Source organism: Streptomyces sp. NPDC020742, assembly GCF_040641675.1.
In the GTDB taxonomy this organism is placed as follows: domain Bacteria; phylum Actinomycetota; class Actinomycetes; order Streptomycetales; family Streptomycetaceae; genus Streptomyces.
Genome location: NZ_JBFAEA010000004.1, coordinates 149,706 through 165,742, shown reverse-complemented (window position 1 = coordinate 165,742; position 16,037 = coordinate 149,706). Strand labels below are relative to the sequence as shown.

Here is a 16,037-nt window from a genome sequence, read left to right as displayed (position 1 = left end):
ATCTGGGTGGAGGGGTCCTCAAGCCAATGATGAGCTTGCTGAAGTCCACAGCCGTCAACCACGAGGGCGGCCTCTGCGCCGACTCCACTGCGGGCGGCGGTGGGGCCGGCTCACGCAGCGCGCGAGCGGCTGGCCTGGCCCGTACTGCGGCGGCTGCGCACCGACGACAGCGCCCGCCCCCTCGCGCTGGACACCCAGCGCCACCCGGCTGTCGGCCTGGAGGAGTGCGTCCGGCAGGCCGGCTGGCACCCGGGCCCGTGGTACCGCGGACGAGAGCTGACAGGGGGTGACCCGCGCCGGGGCGATGGAGTCCCGGGCACTCGCAGACCGCGGTCAGGATGAGGTTTATCCGCACGCGAACGACGACAGTCGGCGTGAGGTGAGGGGCAACGGATCGGCTGCTCAAGCAGCACGGTCGTGAGATTGCCGTCAACGCCTCCGTGATCCGTGATCGCGGAGGCGTTCGGCCTGTGCGGCATGGTGCCCCCGGCAGGATTCGAACCTGCGACACCCGCTTTAGGAGAGCGGTGCTCTATCCCCTGAGCTACGGAGGCGGGGAGCTGTCGGGAAACGTGCTGGAAAATCGGTCGAAGAGGACGCGATTGCCCAGGTCAGCCCACCGACAGGCTGCGGTGGCCTGACGGTAAGGCCTGGGCCACCGCCGTCAGTGTAGCGGGTGGGGTTTGCTCCGCGTTCGGAGCTGTGGGTGCTGAGGGGCCGAGTGGGGGAGTGCGGGGGCGGGGGCTTGTCGTGCGGCGGACCGGATGGGGTGGCCGGCGGGTTGGCGGCAGGGGAAGGCGGGCCGGGGCCATCCCGGAGGCGGGATAAGGCGCGGGCGCGGACGACTTCGGTTCGGGTGGCGCCCGGCTGGTGAGTACCCGCGGGGAAAGTCGGGCGCTCGGGGGCAACCGGGTGCGGAATCCCGGGGCATGTCTGAAGTGCCTTGGCGGCGGTGGGAGTTGTGAAGCCGCCTACGGCCAAGACTTGGAGGGTGATCCGGGCTGCATCGATGGGCGTCGGGGCGCGGAGTCGGAGAAGGCGGTCGCGCGGTGGAGTGTGGCCCACAGGGGGTTCGCCGCGATGATGACGAGCGCCGGATGGCCGACCGTTGGGTCCGGTGACGGCTTCGTCCAGGTCGAAGTGGCGGGGCCTCGGCGGCGGTGAAGCGGCGTACTCGCTCCGCCCGAGGGGCTGGGCGCCGGCGGGACGGGCCGGCGCCCGGAGGTAGGGGCGTCAGCCCGGGATGTTCCAGCTGACCGTGCCGTCCGTGGTGACGAGGAGGGCCAGGATGAGGAGGTCGGCGGCGCCGAGGGTGAGGCCGAGGAGGGCGCGGCCGCGGCGGGTGGTGCCGCGGGCCAGGGCCAGGCCGCCGAGGGCCAGGGCGCAGGGGCCGAGCACGATGTTGAGGACCAGGGTGCCGAGCAGGCCGAGGATGAAGGAGGCCACGGCCATGCCGTCGGCGTGCGAGCGGGGGCCGGCTGCGGCGGCGGGGGTGCTCGGCCGGGCTTCGGTCAGGGTGGTCATCGGGAGTTCACCTCGGACTGGTGGCGGCGTTCGCGGACGAAGAAGACCAGCAGCCAGCCGCCGATGACGGCTGCGGCGACGAGGGTGACGGGGAGGGGGAGGTGTGCCGCGGTGCCCAGCGCGATCCCCATCAGGAGGAGGGCAGCGACGAGGAAGAGCATGATTGCCTTTCCAACTCGGAGGACAGTTGTTCACTCAGTGGCTCCAGCATACGGCGTACGAGGAGTGGAGAAGTTCGGAGAACGGTTGTTTACTGGATGACATGAGTCACATCGTCGGAGTCCGCCAGGCACAGAAGCAGAAGACCCGTCAGGCGCTGCTGGACGCGGCGCTCGAGCTGCTGGAGGAGCAGAGTCTGAGCAGCCTGGGGCTGCGGGAGGTGACGCGGGTGGTGGGGATCGCCCCGACCGCCTTCTACCGGCACTTCCGGGACATGGGGGAGCTGGGCGTCGCGCTGGTGGAGGAGGCGCTGGGCAGTCTGCATGCGATGGTGCGGGCGATCCTCGCCGAACAGGACGGGGCCGAGGAGCGGATCGACCGTACGGTCGCGGTCGTGGTGGAGCATGTGCGGCAACACCCGCTGCACATCCGGTTCGTGGCGCGGGAGCGGCACGGTGGGGTGCGGGCGGTGCGGGGGGCCATCGCGGACGAGCTGGACCGGTTCGCGCAGGAGGTCGCGGCGGCGCTGGGGTCCCAGCCGGTGTCGGAGGGCTGGGGCGAGGACGACGTCCGGATGCTGGCCGAGCTGTATGTGGACCGGCTGGTGACGACGGCCGCGGAGTTCCTCGACGCCGAGGCGGACGGGGCGCCGGGGGCGGCCGACCAGGTGGTGTGGACGGCCCGTCGGCAGCTGCGACTGATCAGCATCGGGCGGCGGCACTGGCAGGAGGAGGGCCGGGGATGAGCCGGTCCGGGGTGGGCCGGCGTGTTCCGGCCGGGGGCGGTTGGTCGGTGGGGCTGTGTGGCGGTCCGTCGGCAGGTAGGGGTGTGGGTCAGGCGCGGGCCGGGGTGACCCGTACGCGGTAGCTGCCGTCCTGGTTCTCGGTGAGGACGGTGATCGAGGCGCCGCTGGCCGGGTCGGTGTAGGTCTCGCCGGGGCGGAAGGTGGCGTCGGTCAGCTCCGGGTCGACGTACTGGCTGGCCTGGAAGCAGCCGCCGCTGTGCGGGGTGCCGTCCACGATGCGCATCGGGCCGCGGCCCGAGGGGACGTCGGTGGCGATCCGGTAGAGCAGGATGCCAGGCCGGCAGACCGTGGGGTCGAGCAGGCCGCGGGTGCGGGCCTCGGCGACGAGTGCGGTGTGCGGGGAGGTGGGGATCACCACGATCTTGGTGCCGCCGGGGGTGGAGACCGGGGTCAGGGTGTGTTCGCCGGGGGTGCCGCGGGGCGGTGCGCAGTGCACCTGGCCGGCGGAGAGCCAGCCGAGCTTCCACTTGTGCCAGCCGACGAAGTCGTTGCTCGGGCCCCAGTCCTCGTCCATCGGGTCCCAGTGGCCGACCAGGGGCGGGGTCCGGCGCTCGTCGGTGTAGTAGAGGTCGGGCAGCCCGAAGCTGTGCGCGTTCTCGTGGTTGAGGACGCGGAAGGCGCTCATCCCGGTCTGCCGGCTCCAGATGAACGACGCGTTCCGGAACGGCACCCCGTCGGCGGTCCGCAGCCCCATGTCCCCGCCGCTGAAGGTGACCGACAGCACCGTACGGGTCGCGGGCGGGCCGGCGTTGGGCGCGGCGATGACGTTGATGACGTCGTACGCGCGGAAGTCGACGATCGGGTCGATCGCGTCGACCACCTCCCGGGACAGTGCGTGGTAGCCGCTGTCCGAGGCCGGGTCGAAGGTGGTGCCGCGCTCGATGCCGTACGCCGCGAGCGGGCGTGACATGCGGATCCAGCGGAAGAGCGGTATCGGCAGGTAGTTGAGCCGGCCGTAGGAGCTGATCCGGAAGAATTCGGTCGCGGCCGGGAAGAACTCGGCGAAGCGCACGCTGGGCGGCATCGTGGCGGGGGCGTCCGGGAAGTCGACGAAGAGGGTCAGCGCCTTCACGACGCCGGACGAGCGGGCGAAGCCGGCGGGGGTGTCGGTGGACTCGGCCACATCGTTGGAGATGCCGCGCAGGGCGCACGGGCCGGTCGGCGGGGCGCCCGGCCCCGGAGGTATGGCCACGGCGCGGGGCGGCGAGCCCAGGGCTATCGCCGCAGCCGCGGTGGCCGCGCCTGCGGCCAGCACCGCGGTTACCTTCAGCCTCATACCGCTCACCCTGCGGTGCCCGGCATTCCCCCGCGCGCGGGGTTGCACCGACTGGACGCATCCGGACACCCGGGGCCGTGGTGCGAATCACAGCGGCGCCGGGAAATATCCGGGGACCTTCTCCCCGTTTGACCAGGCGTCCGTACGAACCGGGGAGTGCTTCCCCGGTTCACCGTCTCCGGAGCCGGTGGCCGAGAAGCCCTGCCCGTCGAGCCTTTCGAGAGGAGTGAGCCGGATGACCGCCGCCGTCGACCGCGCGACGTCCGACCGGTGCGCGGTGTCCCCCGTACCGGGGCAGCCGCACCGTCTGCGGGCCGATGCCCAGCGCAATCGCGAGCGGATCGTCGCGGCCGCCCGCGAAACGATGGTCGAGTCCGGGCCCGAGGTCCCGCTCGATGAAATCGCTCGACGCGCAGGGGTCGGCAATGCGACGCTCTACCGTCACTTCCCGGATCGACCGGAGTTGATCCACCACGTCACGCTCTCCGTCATGTCCCGTACCGCGGACCTCGCGGAGCGTGCTCTCGCCGAGGAGTCCGATGCTTTCCGAGCGCTGAGGCGCTTTGCCCACGACGCCGTGGAGGAGCGGATCGGAGCCCTGTGCTCGCTGCTCTCGGACAGCGTCGACCGCGACCATCCCGCTCTGCTCGCGGCGCGCGAGCGCCTGGAGGCGGCGGTGGAGGCCGTCATGAGCGCCGCGCGCGACAGCGGCCGGCTGCGCACCGATGTCGCCGTCGGTGACCTGATGGTCGCGCTCACCCAGCTCACCCGGCCGCTGCCGGGGTGGCGGTCCCCCGGGGCGGAGTCCGGGGGCGGGTGCGCGGACTTCGACCGGTTCGTCCACCGGCACCTGGAGCTGCTCCTGGACGGCCTGCAGGCGCCCGCCCGCTCCGAACTGCCCGGCTCCGCGGTGACCTTGGAAGACCTCAGGCGCCGCGCCTGATCTCCGGCGGGGCGGCACGGCACCGCCGGCTCCCGCCCCGCTGCCTTGCTTGCCCCACTCGCACTACCCGCACTACCCACACCATCCGCACCACTCTTCCCGTTCTTCGCTCTTACGTGTCCCTAGGTGGATCCCGCCATGCCTGAAACCTCCTCGAACGTCGATCCCCGGCGCTGGAAAGCGCTGATATTCATCGCCCTCGCCCAGCTGATGGTCGTCCTGGACGCGACCATCGTGAACATCGCGCTGCCCTCCGCCCAGAAGGACCTCGGGATCACCGACGCCAACCGGCAGTGGGTGATCACCGCCTATGCGCTGGCCTTCGGCGGTCTGCTGCTCTTCGGCGGCCGGGTGGCCGACCTGTGGGGGCGCAAGCGGACCTTCCTCACCGGTCTGGTCGGCTTCGCGGCGGCCTCCGCGCTCGGCGGGGCCGCGGCCAACGAGGGCGTGCTGCTGGGCGCCCGGGCGCTGCAGGGCGTCTTCGGTGCGCTGCTGGCTCCCGCCGCGCTGTCCCTGCTGGCGGTGACCTTCACCGAGGCCAGGGAGCGCGCCAAGGCGTTCGGCATCTTCGGTGCGATCGCCGGTGGTGGTGGCGCCGTGGGCCTGATCCTGGGCGGCGTCCTGACCGAGTACATGAACTGGCGCTGGACCTTCTTCGTCAACATCCCGTTCGCCGTGGTCGCCGCGACCGGTGCGCTGCTGGTCATCCGTGAGCCCGCGGGCAGCCGCAACCCCGCCCGGCTGGACCTGCCCGGCGTGGTGCTGGCCACCCTCGGCCTGGTCTCGCTGGTCTACGGGTTCACCCGCGCCGAGTCCGACGGCTGGCTGGCTGGTCCGACGCTCGGGCTGTTCGCCGCCGCGGCCGTGCTGCTGCTGGCGTTCGTGCTGGTCGAGTCCCGAGTGAAGGCCCCGCTGCTGCCGCTGCGGGTGGTCGCCGAGCGCAACCGCGCCGGTGTCTACGCCTCGCTGGGCCTGGCCGTGATCGGCATGTTCGGCCTCTTCCTCTTCCTGACCTACTACCTGCAGATCGTGAAGGGCTACACCCCGGTCGAGACCGGCCTGGCGTTCCTGCCCATGGTCGCCGGCATGATCACCGGTTCCACCCAGATCGGTGCCCGGCTGATGACCCGCGTCCGGCCGCGGCTGCTGATGGCGCCGGGCTTCGTGGTCGCCGCGACCGGCATGCTCGTGCTGACCCAGATCGACCTGGACACGTCCTACCCCGCGCTGATCCTGCCGGGCTTCCTGCTGATGGGCCTCGGCATGGGTACGGCGTTCATGCCGGCCATGTCGCTGGCCACGCACGGTGTCCAGCCGCGCGACGCGGGTGTCGCCTCCGCGATGGTCAACACCTCGCAGCAGGTGGGTGGCGCGATCGGCACCGCCCTGCTGAACACCATCGCGGCCAGCGCCACCACCGCGTACGCCACCGCGCACGCGGCCGGGGCCCGCTCGCTGGGCCTGCTCAAGCTCCAGTCGATGGTGCACGGCTACACCACCGCGATCTGGTGGGCGGTCGGCATCCTGGCGCTGGCCGGGGCGATCGCCTTCACCCTCATCAACACCGGACGCCCGGGCGCCGGTTCGCCGGTGGCCTCCTCGGACGATGCGGTGGCCGAGGACGAGGTGCCGGTGCCGGTGCTGGCGCACTGAGCCGGCGGGGCGCGGCGGCGGGGCGGGCGCGCGGGGGCGCGTCCCTGCGCCGCCGCGCCCCGTGATTCTTACCGGACTCCTACCTCACTCCTACGTCCGGATCCCGCGGTTCAACCCTCCCGGGCGCCGGCCGGGGCGGCGGGTCCCGGCAGTCGTCGATCTCCCCCACGGCAGGTCCCGGCAGCCGTCGGCCTCCCCGCCGCCCACCTGCCCGTGCGCCGGCCTCGTCCGGCTCCGCTGACCAGTCAACGGAGCCAGGGGAGGTCGGCGCCCTGCGGTTGCAGCCCCTCGGACATCACCCGGCAGATCTCCGCCAGTTGGCCGACCTGTTCCGGGGAGAGGCGGTCGAATATCGCCGCGCGCACCGCGGCGACATGGCCGGGGGCGGACTTCTCCAGTACCCGCATCCCCTCGTCCGTGAGGTGGGCGTTCTGGCCCCGCTTGTCGGAGGGGCAGTTCTCCCGGCGGACCCAGCCGTTCTTCTCCAGGCGGGCGATCGCATGGGAGAGCCGGGAGCGGGTGATCTTGGCGTTCTGAGCCAGCTCGGTCATCCGCATACGGCGCCGCGGGGCCCGGGACAGCTGGACGAGCAGGCCGTAATAGACATGCGGCATCCCGGCGTCGCGCTGCAACTGGCGGTCGAGGTGGTCCTCCAGGAGCGTGGTGGCGTGGAGGTAGCACTGCCACGCGTACTGCTCCTCATCGGTGAGCCAGCGCGGCTCGGTTGCGGGTTCGGTGCTCATACCATCCACTCTCTCACCGCTCGGAGAGTTATTTAAATTTTAACAACGTCGCGTTAAGGTGGGGGTACGACGCTTGAACATTCAAGTACTGCGGCTGCGGTGGCTGAATGTTGTTGACGTCCCGACTACCGCCCAGTGTGACGCGATGGAGTTGCGATGTCCCTCATGCCGACCCTCTTTCTCAGTCACGGTGCACCGCCCCTCGCCGACGACCCGTGGTGGCCGGGCCAACTCGCCGCCTGGTCCGCCGGGCTGCCGCGCCCGGAGGCGGTGTTGATCGTCTCCGCGCACTGGGAGGAGGCGCCGCTCGCACTGGGCGCCACCACGACGGTCCCGCTCGTCTACGACTTCTGGGGATTTCCCTCGCACTACTACCAGGTGCGCTACCCGGCCCCCGGTGCGCCGGCGTTGGCCGAGCGGGTCCGCGCGATGCTGCGTTCGACGGGCACGCCCGTGGTGGACCTGCCCGACCGGGGGCTGGACCACGGTGCGTACGTCCCGCTCGTCGAGATGTATCCGGACGCCGACGTCCCGGTGCTCCAGCTCTCGCTGCCGTCCCTCGACCCGGCCCGGCTGCTGGCGCTCGGCCGCCGGCTCGCCCCGCTGCGGGAGGAGGGCGTACTGATCATCGGCAGCGGCTTCTTCACCCACAACCTGGCGGCGCTGCGGGAGAGGAACGGGGGGACGCCCGCCTGGTCGGCGGAGTTCGACGACTGGGGGCGGCGGGCGCTGGAGGCCCAGGACCTCGATGCCCTGCTCGACTTCACCCGCAAGGCGCCGGCCGGGCGGCTGGCCCATCCGCGCACCGAACACTTCGTGCCCCTGTTCGTGACCTTGGGCGCCGCGGAGGCCCAGGGGCAGCTGGACAGCGGGCGGAGCGTGATCGACGGGTTCTGCATGGGGCTGGCCAAGCGGTCGGTGCAGTACGGCTGAGGCCCCGGCCCTCGGTGCGGATGTACCAACTCCAGCTCTCCCGGGGGATGTTCGCTGTGGGGCGGCCGGCTCGTACGGCGCGGAACCCGGGGAAATACCGGACAGGGGGTGTCGGGTATGGCGGAGAGGGTGGGCCGTATGACAACAGTGGGCGAGAGCGTTGGCGGTGCGGCAGCGGCGGGACGTCCGGCCGCTGCCGGTGCGGGCGGGGCCGACGGCAGGGAGCGGGTGGACCGGGCTGGCGGGGCGCATCGGGCGGGGCGCGTCGACCGGGTGGGCCGGGCTGACGGAGTGGACCGGGTTGGCGGGGCGGACCCGGATGACCGCGGGGACCGGACGGGGCGGGCGGTCCGGTGGTCGGCGGTCGAGGGGGCGGTGCCGGAGTTCGCCGCGCGGGTGCGGCAGCGGTTCGGGGCCCACCGGCACCATGTGCTGGCCACCCTCCGCCGGGACGGTGCACCCCGGCTCGGCGGTCTGGAGGCGGACTTCCGCCACGGCGAACTGTGGCTGGGCATGATGACCGGCGCGCGCAAGGTGGCCGACCTGCGGCGCGATCCGCGCTTCTCACTGCACGCGAACCCCGGTCCGGGCACCGACCTGACCGCTGGTGACGTACGGGTGTCCGGGCGGGCGGTCGAGGTGACCGACCCCGAGGTGGTCGCGCGCTATGCGGCCGAGGCGCGGCCGCCGGAGCAGTTCCACCTGTTCCGGGCGGAGCTCACGGAGGTGGTGCGGACCTCCGTCGACGCGCCGTATCTGCTGCTGGAGAGCTGGCGGCCGGGCCGTCCGTTGCGCACCGTCCGCCGGACGTCACAGGACGCGTCGCTGCTGGTGGATGCGCCGCTCCCGGCGGGCGAGGGGGCAGCGGCACGGGAGGCGGACGAAGGGGCGGTGCGGGAGCCCGGGGAGGAGGGAGACGGGGGAGACGGGTGAGGCGGGCTCGATAGCGGTAGCCGGTCGGCGGCCCGGTGGGGGCCGCCGACCGGCGCTCCGCCGTTCGCTCAGTGGGTGGCCACCGGCAGCTGCCGGGACCGCTCGCCCTTGTGCGGCCGGTGCCGGCCGTGCGGTTCGCTGGCCCGCCGTCCGCGGAAGAGGTACAGGGAGGCGACGAACATCACCGCGCCCATGAGCAGCCCGAAGCCGACCGACTTGGCGATCATCTCCCCGCCCAGGCTGTAGACCCAGCCCATCGCGAGGCCGAAGAGTGCACCGTAGGCGACCGCCCGGGTCTCGGAGAGCATCGACGACTGGAAGTGGACCACGATCAGGCCCAGGATGCCGGTGACCACGGCCCCGGCCACCCCGTAGAGCAGGGCCGAGCCGCCCTTCTCCCCGGCGGTGTGGGTGCGGAAGATCGTGAAGCAGCCGAAGGCCAGGGCGGCGAGGAGGGGCGCCCACACGGTCGACGGGATGCGGTCCGCCAGCGAGGCCGGCCGTGCGTGCCGCGGGGCGGCCCGGGTGTCGTCGGTGGCGGTGGCGCCGTGTTCGGTCTCGACGGTGCCGTGGGAGCGGGCGGCCCGGGCGCCGTGCCGGTGCGGGTGCTGCTGGTCCATGGCGGGCTCCTCTCGCTTGCCCTCCTGTCCAGGCGACACCCGGGCACCGCAGGCGTCAACCGGAGCGGCGGGCCGCGGCCGCGCCGGGCCGCCTGTGCATCCGGCCGCGCGCCGTCCTCAGCCCAGGTCCTTCTGGTACCAGGCGACGTCCCAGTAGCGGCCGAACTTGCGACCCACCTCGGTGAACGTGCCGAGGTGCCGGAAGCCGAAGCGGGTGTGCAGCCGGACGGACGCCTCGTTGGGCTGGGTGATCCCGGCGTAGGCCCGGTGCACGTCCTCGTCGGCCAGCGCCTCGAACAGCGCCGTGTACAGCAGGGTGCCGACGCCCCGGCCGGTGGCCTGCGGGGTGCAGTAGACGGTGACCTCCACGGACGGGCCGTACGCCGCCTTGGGGCGGAAGGCGCTGCTGGTGGCATAGCCGAGCAGTGCGGGGGTAACCGCGACATCGGGCGGCGCTGCCCCGGGGTGGGTGTCCGCCGACCCGTTACGGGTGTCAGCTGACCCGTGACGGGGATCCGCTGACCCGTTCTGCGGGATTTCCGCCCGGTCTGCCGCTTCCTGGGCAACCAGAAGGCGGTGCGGTCCGTCTTGGGGGTGGGAGAGCAACCACGGGCGTCGCTGCTCGCTGGTGAAGGGCTCCGTGTCGAAGGTGATGCAGGTCTCACGGATGTAGTGGTTGTAAAGATCCGTAAGAGCCGGTAAATCCGCCTCGGTGCCCGCCCTGACCTGCACTTCCCCCGGTCCCACCCGCATATGACCTCCTTCGTGGTGGTGCAGGGTACTGCATGATCAGAAAAATAGCGGAGCCGTGTGGGAATTCTGTCCGGATTCCAGCCGTTGTTTCCTTCGGACGGGCCACTCGGCAAGCATCGCAGACGGTGCCCAGCCGTCGAGGCCGCAACCAGCCCGCCCGATCGTCCCGCGACCGACTCATCGCAAGAGGGAGCACACGCATGGCAACCCGTGCCGTCGCCCGCCGTCAGGACAGCGCCGGTGAAGCTGACGCGGCCCACAGTGTTCGCGCCGTAGGCGGGGAGATCGCCGACCGCGACCTGGTCGGCATGTACCTCGACGAGATCGCGCGCACGCCCCTGCTCGACGCGGCCAAGGAGGTCGAGCTGTCCCAGACCATCGAGGCGGGCGTCTACGCCCAGCAGATCCTGGACGCCGAGGTCACCGACGGCAACGCCGCAGGTGCCAGCCGTGAGGAGCTGGCGGCGCTGGCCGAGGAGGCCGCCCGGGCCAAGGACGTTTTCATCCGCTCCAACCTGCGGCTGGTGGTCGCCGTCGCGCGCCGCTATCCGCGCGCCGGGCTGCCGCTGCTGGACCTGATCCAGGAGGGCAACGCCGGTCTGGTCCGCGCCGTGGAGAAGTTCGACTACGCCAAGGGCTTCAAGTTCTCGACGTATGCGACCTGGTGGATCCGTCAGGCCATCACCCGCTCCATCGCCGACCAGTCGCGCACCATCCGGCTCCCCGTGCACCTCGTCGAGGAGTTGGGCCGGATCCGCCGGGTGCAGCGCGAGTTCAACCGCGAGAACGGCCGCGACCCGGAGCCGGCGGAGGTCGCCGGCGAGCTGGGCTCCACGCCCGCCCGCGTCACCGACGTACTGGACTGGGCGCGCGACCCGGTCAGTCTCAACATGTCGGTGGACGACGACGGCGACACCCAGTTCGGCGATCTGCTGGAGGACACCTCCGCCGCTTCGCCCGAGCAGTCCGTGCTCACGCTGCTGCGCAGCGAGGAGCTGGAGGACCTGATCGACCGCCTCGACCAGCGCACGGCCTCCATCATCAAGGCCCGCTACGGCATCGAGGACGGCCGTGAGCGCACCCTCACCGAGGTCGGCAAGCAGCACGGCCTGACCCGTGAGCGGATCCGGCAGATCGAGAAGCACGCGCTGCTGGAGCTCAAGCGGATGGCCCGCGACACGGGATTCGACGCGGCCGCCTGACCCCGTACCCGACAGCACGAGCCCCGGTGTCCGCCCAGCGGCGTCGGGGCTCCAACGTGTCGTCCCCCTGACCGGCCAGCCGCTGCTCCACCTGTTCGCCCTCGCCGCCGGGACCGGCGTCAGCACCGCCGTGGTCGTCCTCGTCAAGCGGCTGCGCACCCCGTCCCCGGACCGCCCGGCGGACGCCGCGGCCCCCGACGGCGCCGGGGTGACGGCGGCCGTCTGACGGCTCGTTCCGCCGGCCCAGGCCCCCAACTGGACGGCTGCGGTGGGGGGCTGGCCTGCGCAGAAGGTGTTACCCGCCTGTTAGCCGATCCTTAGTGGCCGGGACGAGAGTCAGGGTGTCCCGCCGTACGGCACCGCTTGACACCTCATCACCTCGGGGGAACCCCATGCCGCTCGCCACCACCGCCCTCCGCCGTGGCCGCCGCCTCGCCGCCGCCTCGCTCCTCGCCGTCACCGCACTGTCGCTGACGGCCTGCGGGGACAACGGATCGGCCGCGCCCGCCGCCTCCGCGAGCGCCCCGTCCGCACCGGACGACGGCGGAAAGGCGGGCACCACCGGGGCCGGGGGCTCCGGGGGCGCCACGTCAGGCGGCTCCGCCGCGGGCGACGGGCAGGCGGGCGGCGGCGGCACCAGCGGGGGCAAGGGCGGATCCGGTACGGGCGGGTCTGCGGGGTCGTCGTCGGCCGGCGGATCCGGCGGCACCGGGTCGAAGGGCGGGGCGTCCGCCGGGCGCAAAGGCGCCACCGGCACCTGGACGGGCACGCTGAAGTGGCTCACCGAGGACAAGCTCACCGTGGTGCCCAAGACCGGTATGGAGCAGGCGTTCTACCTCACCGGCAGCACCAAGGCGCTGAGTGCCGCGACGATCTGTGAGGCGCCCGACGGCCGGGTGCACATGGACAGTTCGGGCTACGGCACCACCTCCTGCACCCTTGCCGACCTGCGCAAGGCGGCCCGGCTCGGCTCCGTCGAGGTGCGGGTCACGCTGGACGACGGCGCCGCCACGAAGGTCGCCGAGCACTACCACCCCTGAGCCCGGCCCGGGCTCCCCTCACCGCACTCCAACACTCCACTCCACTCCAGCGACCGTCGGCCCCTCGGCCGGCGGTCGCTGGAGTGCGTGTACCTGGAAGCGCGTGCCGGGGCGTCTACGGGGAGCGGGAGTTCACCCGGGGAGGTCCGGAGCACCCGTGCGCGGCGGGGCTCAGTCGGCCGTGGTGGCGGCGAGGAACAGCGACCAGGCGGTGGCGGGGAAGGTGAGCCGGGTGCCGGGGCCGGGCTGGCGGGAGTCCCGGACGTGGACGTGCGAGCGGTCCGGTTCGACGGCCAGCTCCAGGCAGGCGTCTTCGTGGTCGCTGCTGTAGCTGGACCTGGACCAGCGCAGTTCTTCGCCCATGGCGCCGTCTCCCACCGTTCGCCCGCCGGTTCGCCTGCCGGATCGCCCGTCATGACCGTCCCGCGCCCGGCGGCCGGACGTCAACCGGCGCTTTCGGCCTTTCACCGGGTGCGCAGGGGCGCGCCGGCTGCGCCGGATACGACGCGGCGGTGGCCGGCCCCACCGAGGGGGCCGGCCACCGCCGTACGGAGGGTCCGCCGGATCAGACCGCGCTGCCGGACTTCCAGTCCGACCAGGACAGGTTCCAGCCGTTGAGGCCGTTGTCCGGCTGGACCGTCTTGTCGTGCGAGTTCTTCACGATGACGACATCGCCGACCAGTGACTCGTTGTAGAACCACTTTGCCGGGGTGTCGCCGCCGCCGCCCTTGTTGTCCCGCAGGCCGACGCAGCCGTGGCTGGTGCCGGAGTTGCCGAAGATCGACGGGTTGCCCCAGTAGTTGCCGTGGAGGAAGGTGCCGGACGACGACAGCCGCATGGCGTGCGGGACGTCCTTGATGTCGTACTCACCGCCGAAACCGACCGTCGAGCCGTCCATCCGGGTCTGCTCGAACTTCTCCGAGATCACCATCTGGCCGTTGTAGGTCGGGTGGTCGGGGCTGCCGCCGGAGATCGGCACCCGCTTGAGGGTCTGGCCGTCCCGCTTGACCGTCATGGTCTGGGTGTTCATGTCGACCGTGGAGACCTGGGAGCGCCCGATGGTGAAGGACACCGTCTTGGACTGGACTCCGGTGATGCCCTGGCCGCCCTTCACCCCGTCCAGGTCGATCTTCATGGTGACCTTGGAGCCGGCCTTCCAGTACTCCTCGGGCCGGAAGTCCAGGCGCTGGGCGCCGAACCAGTGGCCGACGACCTGCTGGCCGCTGCTGGACGACACCGTGATGTGGGACTGGACGTCCTTCTTGTTGGTGATCGCCTTGTCGAAGTTGAACGAGACCGGCATGCCCACGCCGACGGTCTTGCCGTTGTCGGGGGTGTAGGAGCCGATGAAGCTGTTGGCCGAGGAGACCGTGGTGAAGGTGGCGTTCTCGGTGGCCGGACGGCCCTTGGAGTCCTTGGCGTTGGCGACGATCTTGTACTTGGTGCCCCGCTCCAGCTGGGCACCGGGCTTCCAGGACGAGCCGTCGGGCGATATGGCGCCGGCCACCTCCGTGCCGGTGTCGGCCGCGGTGAGCTTCACATCGGTCAACTTGCCACCGGTGACCTTCACTCCGGTGTCGTTGATGCTGGCGTCCGTGGCGCCGTCCTTCGACGAGACCTTGATCTTGGCGTCGGAGGCGTCCTTCTTGGCCGCGGCGTCCGCGCCGGCCTGGCCGTTCTTGCCGTCGTCGTTGCCGCCGGCCGAGGCGTCGCCGCCACAGGCGGTCAGGGCCAGCGCGCCCGCCGCGAAGAGGGCGGTCACGGCCATGGTGCGGCGCGTCCGGCGGCTGCGGCGGGGCGCGCCCGGAGTCTGCTGCTCGGCCGACTGGAGCAGCTGGTGCGGGGTGCGGGACCGAGCGGGCGCGGGGTTGTCCGGCGATGTCACGAGCTGCTCCATACAGGGGGGTTGTGGTTCCGTGCTGCTAAACAGCACCGACGGGCGGATTTGGTTGCGGGTCCGGCCACCTTGTGATGAAGGTCACATCCGCGGCGGTAGGGGTCGGTCGGCCGGTCCCGATAGCCAGGTTCGCAGTGGGGTGCCGTGTTCGTCCAGGCGGGGTGGAGGATGCGGAGGGGCCACCGGGGTCTCCGACAGCCGGAGCGGGCTGGTGACTTGAGGGACCCGGCCCTCGCCGACCGGGGTCACCGGGTCGAGCCCGAGCCGCGCCGCCAGCGCCAGCGCCTGCGACACCGTGTGGACCGGCCCGCAGGGGACCGCCGCCGCGGTCAGCCGCTGCGTCCAGGCCTCCGCGCTGTCGCCGGCCAGCCGGTCCTCCAGCGCCGTGACCAGGGCCGTACGGTGCCGGACCCGGTCCTGATTGCGGGCGAAGCGGGCGTCCTCGGCGAGTTCGGGCGCGCCCAGCACCCGTACCAGTGCCCGGAACTGACGGTCGTTGCCCACCGCCACCGCCAGTAGCTGCCCGTCCCGGCAGGCCAGCGTCTCGTACGGCGCGATGCTCGGATGGCGGTTGCCCATCGGGCCCGGATCGTGGCCGGTGGCCAGCTGTCCGGTCGCCTGATTGACCAGCGAACCCAGCAGGGATGAGAGGAGATTCACTTCCACCAGCTGGCCGCGGCCGGTGCGCCCGCGGTGGTGCAGCGCCGCCAGGATGCCGGTGGTGGCGTCCTTCGCGGTCAGCACGTCCACCAGTGCCACCCCCGCCTTGAGCGGGGTGCCGCCGGGCTCGCCGGTGATGCTCATCAGCCCCCCGACGGCCTGGACGACGAAGTCGTAGCCGGGCAGCTGCGCCCCGGCGCCGGAGCCGAACCCGGTGAGGGAGCAGTGCACCAGGCCCGGGTTGGCGGCGCGGGTGGCGGTGTGGTCCAGGCCGTATGCGGCCAGGGAGCCCGGGCGGAAGTTCTCGATCAGTACGTCGGCCCGGCGGGCCAGTTCGCGGGCCGCGGCCGCGTCGTCCGGGTCGGCGAGGTCCAGGGCCAGTCCACGCTTGGAGCGGTTGGCGGCATCGAAGTACGCGGCGGTGCCGTCCGCCGCGAACGGCGGGCCCCAGGCGCGGGTGTCGTCACCGGTGCCCGGCCGCTCCACCTTGATTACCTCAGCGCCGAGGTCGGCGAGCGTGGCCGCGGCCAGCGGGCCGGCCAGCACCCGGCTGAAGTCCGCGACGAGGATGCCGTCCAGTGCGCGGGCGGGCGGCGCGGCGTCGGCGGCGGACGGCTCGGGGCGCGGGTGATGCGGCTGGGGCACGTACGTCCTCCTCACATCGCGGGCGGGTGCCGTCATCGTCGGCGACGGGCCGTGCCGGCGGGAACCTGCCGGGGTGTCCAACGGGGCGGTCCGGTTCTGCCGGGGCGGCGTCCCCGGACCGGCGCGGGGCGAACGGCTGTGGACAGCGGTGGACGACGGTGGACGGCTGCGGAGAGAATGCGCCGAACGTGCCGGGCATCAGCCGAAAATGTGGCGAAATGTCATAGGAGATGCGTCACTTCGCGGCGTAC

The 16,037-nt window shown here is 72.2% G+C and carries 16 protein-coding genes and 1 tRNA gene; 7 read left to right on the top strand and 10 right to left on the bottom strand.

The window, feature by feature from the left end; genetic code table 11:
• Nucleotides 1-478: 478 nt before the first annotated feature.
• The 3 genes from AB0G84_RS10165 to AB0G84_RS10155 all read right to left on the bottom strand — a co-directional run bounded on the left by AB0G84_RS10165 (nt 479) and on the right by AB0G84_RS10155 (nt 1,685).
• A tRNA-Arg gene (locus tag AB0G84_RS10165) sits at nt 479-554 on the bottom strand.
• A gap of 679 nt (nt 555-1,233) precedes the next feature.
• Complete coding sequence (locus AB0G84_RS10160; RefSeq protein ID WP_361318131.1) at nt 1,234-1,524, bottom strand: hypothetical protein; 291 nt, start codon at nt 1,522-1,524, stop codon at nt 1,234-1,236.
• Complete coding sequence (locus tag AB0G84_RS10155) at nt 1,521-1,685, bottom strand: hypothetical protein (RefSeq protein WP_361318129.1); 165 nt, start codon at nt 1,683-1,685, stop codon at nt 1,521-1,523. Before AB0G84_RS10155 ends, AB0G84_RS10160 begins: the two co-directional genes overlap by 4 nt.
• A 101-nt stretch (nt 1,686-1,786) precedes the next feature.
• On the opposite strand from AB0G84_RS10155, the gene AB0G84_RS10150 reads away from it, so the two are divergent.
• Entirely contained in the window at nt 1,787-2,428 is a 642-nt protein-coding gene (locus AB0G84_RS10150) for a TetR family transcriptional regulator (protein ID WP_361318127.1), read from the top strand.
• An 88-nt stretch (nt 2,429-2,516) separates the two neighbouring features.
• Here AB0G84_RS10150 and AB0G84_RS10145 read toward each other — a convergent pair whose 3' ends face one another.
• On the bottom strand, nt 2,517-3,764 hold the full coding sequence (locus AB0G84_RS10145; protein WP_361318125.1) for a M6 family metalloprotease domain-containing protein: 1,248 nt from the start codon (nt 3,762-3,764) through the stop codon (nt 2,517-2,519).
• A gap of 235 nt (nt 3,765-3,999) precedes the next feature.
• On the opposite strand from AB0G84_RS10145, the gene AB0G84_RS10140 reads away from it, so the two are divergent.
• Both AB0G84_RS10140 and AB0G84_RS10135 read left to right on the top strand, forming a co-directional pair.
• The gene (locus AB0G84_RS10140; RefSeq protein ID WP_361318123.1) at nt 4,000-4,707 is read left to right on the top strand and encodes a TetR/AcrR family transcriptional regulator; all 708 of its coding nucleotides are present in this window, start codon (nt 4,000-4,002) and stop codon (nt 4,705-4,707) included.
• A 138-nt stretch (nt 4,708-4,845) separates the two neighbouring features.
• A complete protein-coding gene (locus tag AB0G84_RS10135) occupies nt 4,846-6,360 on the top strand; it encodes an MFS transporter (protein ID WP_361318121.1) in 1,515 nt (504 codons plus the stop codon).
• 245 nt (nt 6,361-6,605) lie between these two features.
• Here the strand turns inward: AB0G84_RS10135 and AB0G84_RS10130 are convergent, their stop codons facing one another.
• Nucleotides 6,606-7,103: a MarR family transcriptional regulator gene (locus AB0G84_RS10130; RefSeq protein WP_361318119.1), complete on the bottom strand. Its 498-nt coding sequence runs from the start codon at nt 7,101-7,103 to the stop codon at nt 6,606-6,608.
• A 165-nt stretch (nt 7,104-7,268) separates the two neighbouring features.
• Here AB0G84_RS10130 and AB0G84_RS10125 point away from each other — a divergent pair, with 165 nt between their 5' ends.
• Both AB0G84_RS10125 and AB0G84_RS10120 read left to right on the top strand, forming a co-directional pair.
• Nucleotides 7,269-8,036, top strand: coding sequence for a class III extradiol ring-cleavage dioxygenase (locus tag AB0G84_RS10125; RefSeq protein ID WP_361318569.1), 768 nt, complete (start codon nt 7,269-7,271; stop codon nt 8,034-8,036).
• A gap of 375 nt (nt 8,037-8,411) precedes the next feature.
• Nucleotides 8,412-8,969: a pyridoxamine 5'-phosphate oxidase family protein gene (locus AB0G84_RS10120; protein ID WP_361318567.1), complete on the top strand. Its 558-nt coding sequence runs from the start codon at nt 8,412-8,414 to the stop codon at nt 8,967-8,969.
• A 68-nt stretch (nt 8,970-9,037) separates the two neighbouring features.
• Here the strand turns inward: AB0G84_RS10120 and AB0G84_RS10115 are convergent, their stop codons facing one another.
• Entirely contained in the window at nt 9,038-9,589 is a 552-nt protein-coding gene (locus AB0G84_RS10115) for a hypothetical protein (protein WP_361318117.1), read from the bottom strand.
• 117 nt (nt 9,590-9,706) lie between these two features.
• Nucleotides 9,707-10,342, bottom strand: coding sequence for an N-acetyltransferase family protein (locus AB0G84_RS10110; protein WP_361318115.1), 636 nt, complete (start codon nt 10,340-10,342; stop codon nt 9,707-9,709).
• Nucleotides 10,343-10,542: 200 nt separating this feature from the next.
• Between AB0G84_RS10110 and AB0G84_RS10105 the strand changes: the two genes are divergently transcribed.
• Complete coding sequence (locus tag AB0G84_RS10105) at nt 10,543-11,544, top strand: sigma-70 family RNA polymerase sigma factor (RefSeq protein ID WP_361318113.1); 1,002 nt, start codon at nt 10,543-10,545, stop codon at nt 11,542-11,544.
• Between the two features lie 392 nt (nt 11,545-11,936).
• Complete coding sequence (locus AB0G84_RS10100; protein ID WP_361318111.1) at nt 11,937-12,584, top strand: hypothetical protein; 648 nt, start codon at nt 11,937-11,939, stop codon at nt 12,582-12,584.
• A 171-nt stretch (nt 12,585-12,755) separates the two neighbouring features.
• Here the strand turns inward: AB0G84_RS10100 and AB0G84_RS10095 are convergent, their stop codons facing one another.
• The 3 genes from AB0G84_RS10095 to AB0G84_RS10085 all read right to left on the bottom strand — a co-directional run bounded on the left by AB0G84_RS10095 (nt 12,756) and on the right by AB0G84_RS10085 (nt 15,786).
• Nucleotides 12,756-12,947 (bottom strand): DUF397 domain-containing protein, encoded by a 192-nt coding sequence (locus AB0G84_RS10095; RefSeq protein WP_361318109.1) that lies wholly within the window; start codon nt 12,945-12,947, stop codon nt 12,756-12,758.
• A 202-nt stretch (nt 12,948-13,149) separates the two neighbouring features.
• Nucleotides 13,150-14,481, bottom strand: coding sequence for an Ig-like domain-containing protein (locus AB0G84_RS10090; protein WP_361318107.1), 1,332 nt, complete (start codon nt 14,479-14,481; stop codon nt 13,150-13,152).
• 81 nt (nt 14,482-14,562) lie between these two features.
• Complete coding sequence (locus tag AB0G84_RS10085; RefSeq protein ID WP_361318105.1) at nt 14,563-15,786, bottom strand: CoA transferase; 1,224 nt, start codon at nt 15,784-15,786, stop codon at nt 14,563-14,565.
• Between the last annotated feature and the right edge of the window lie 251 nt (nt 15,787-16,037).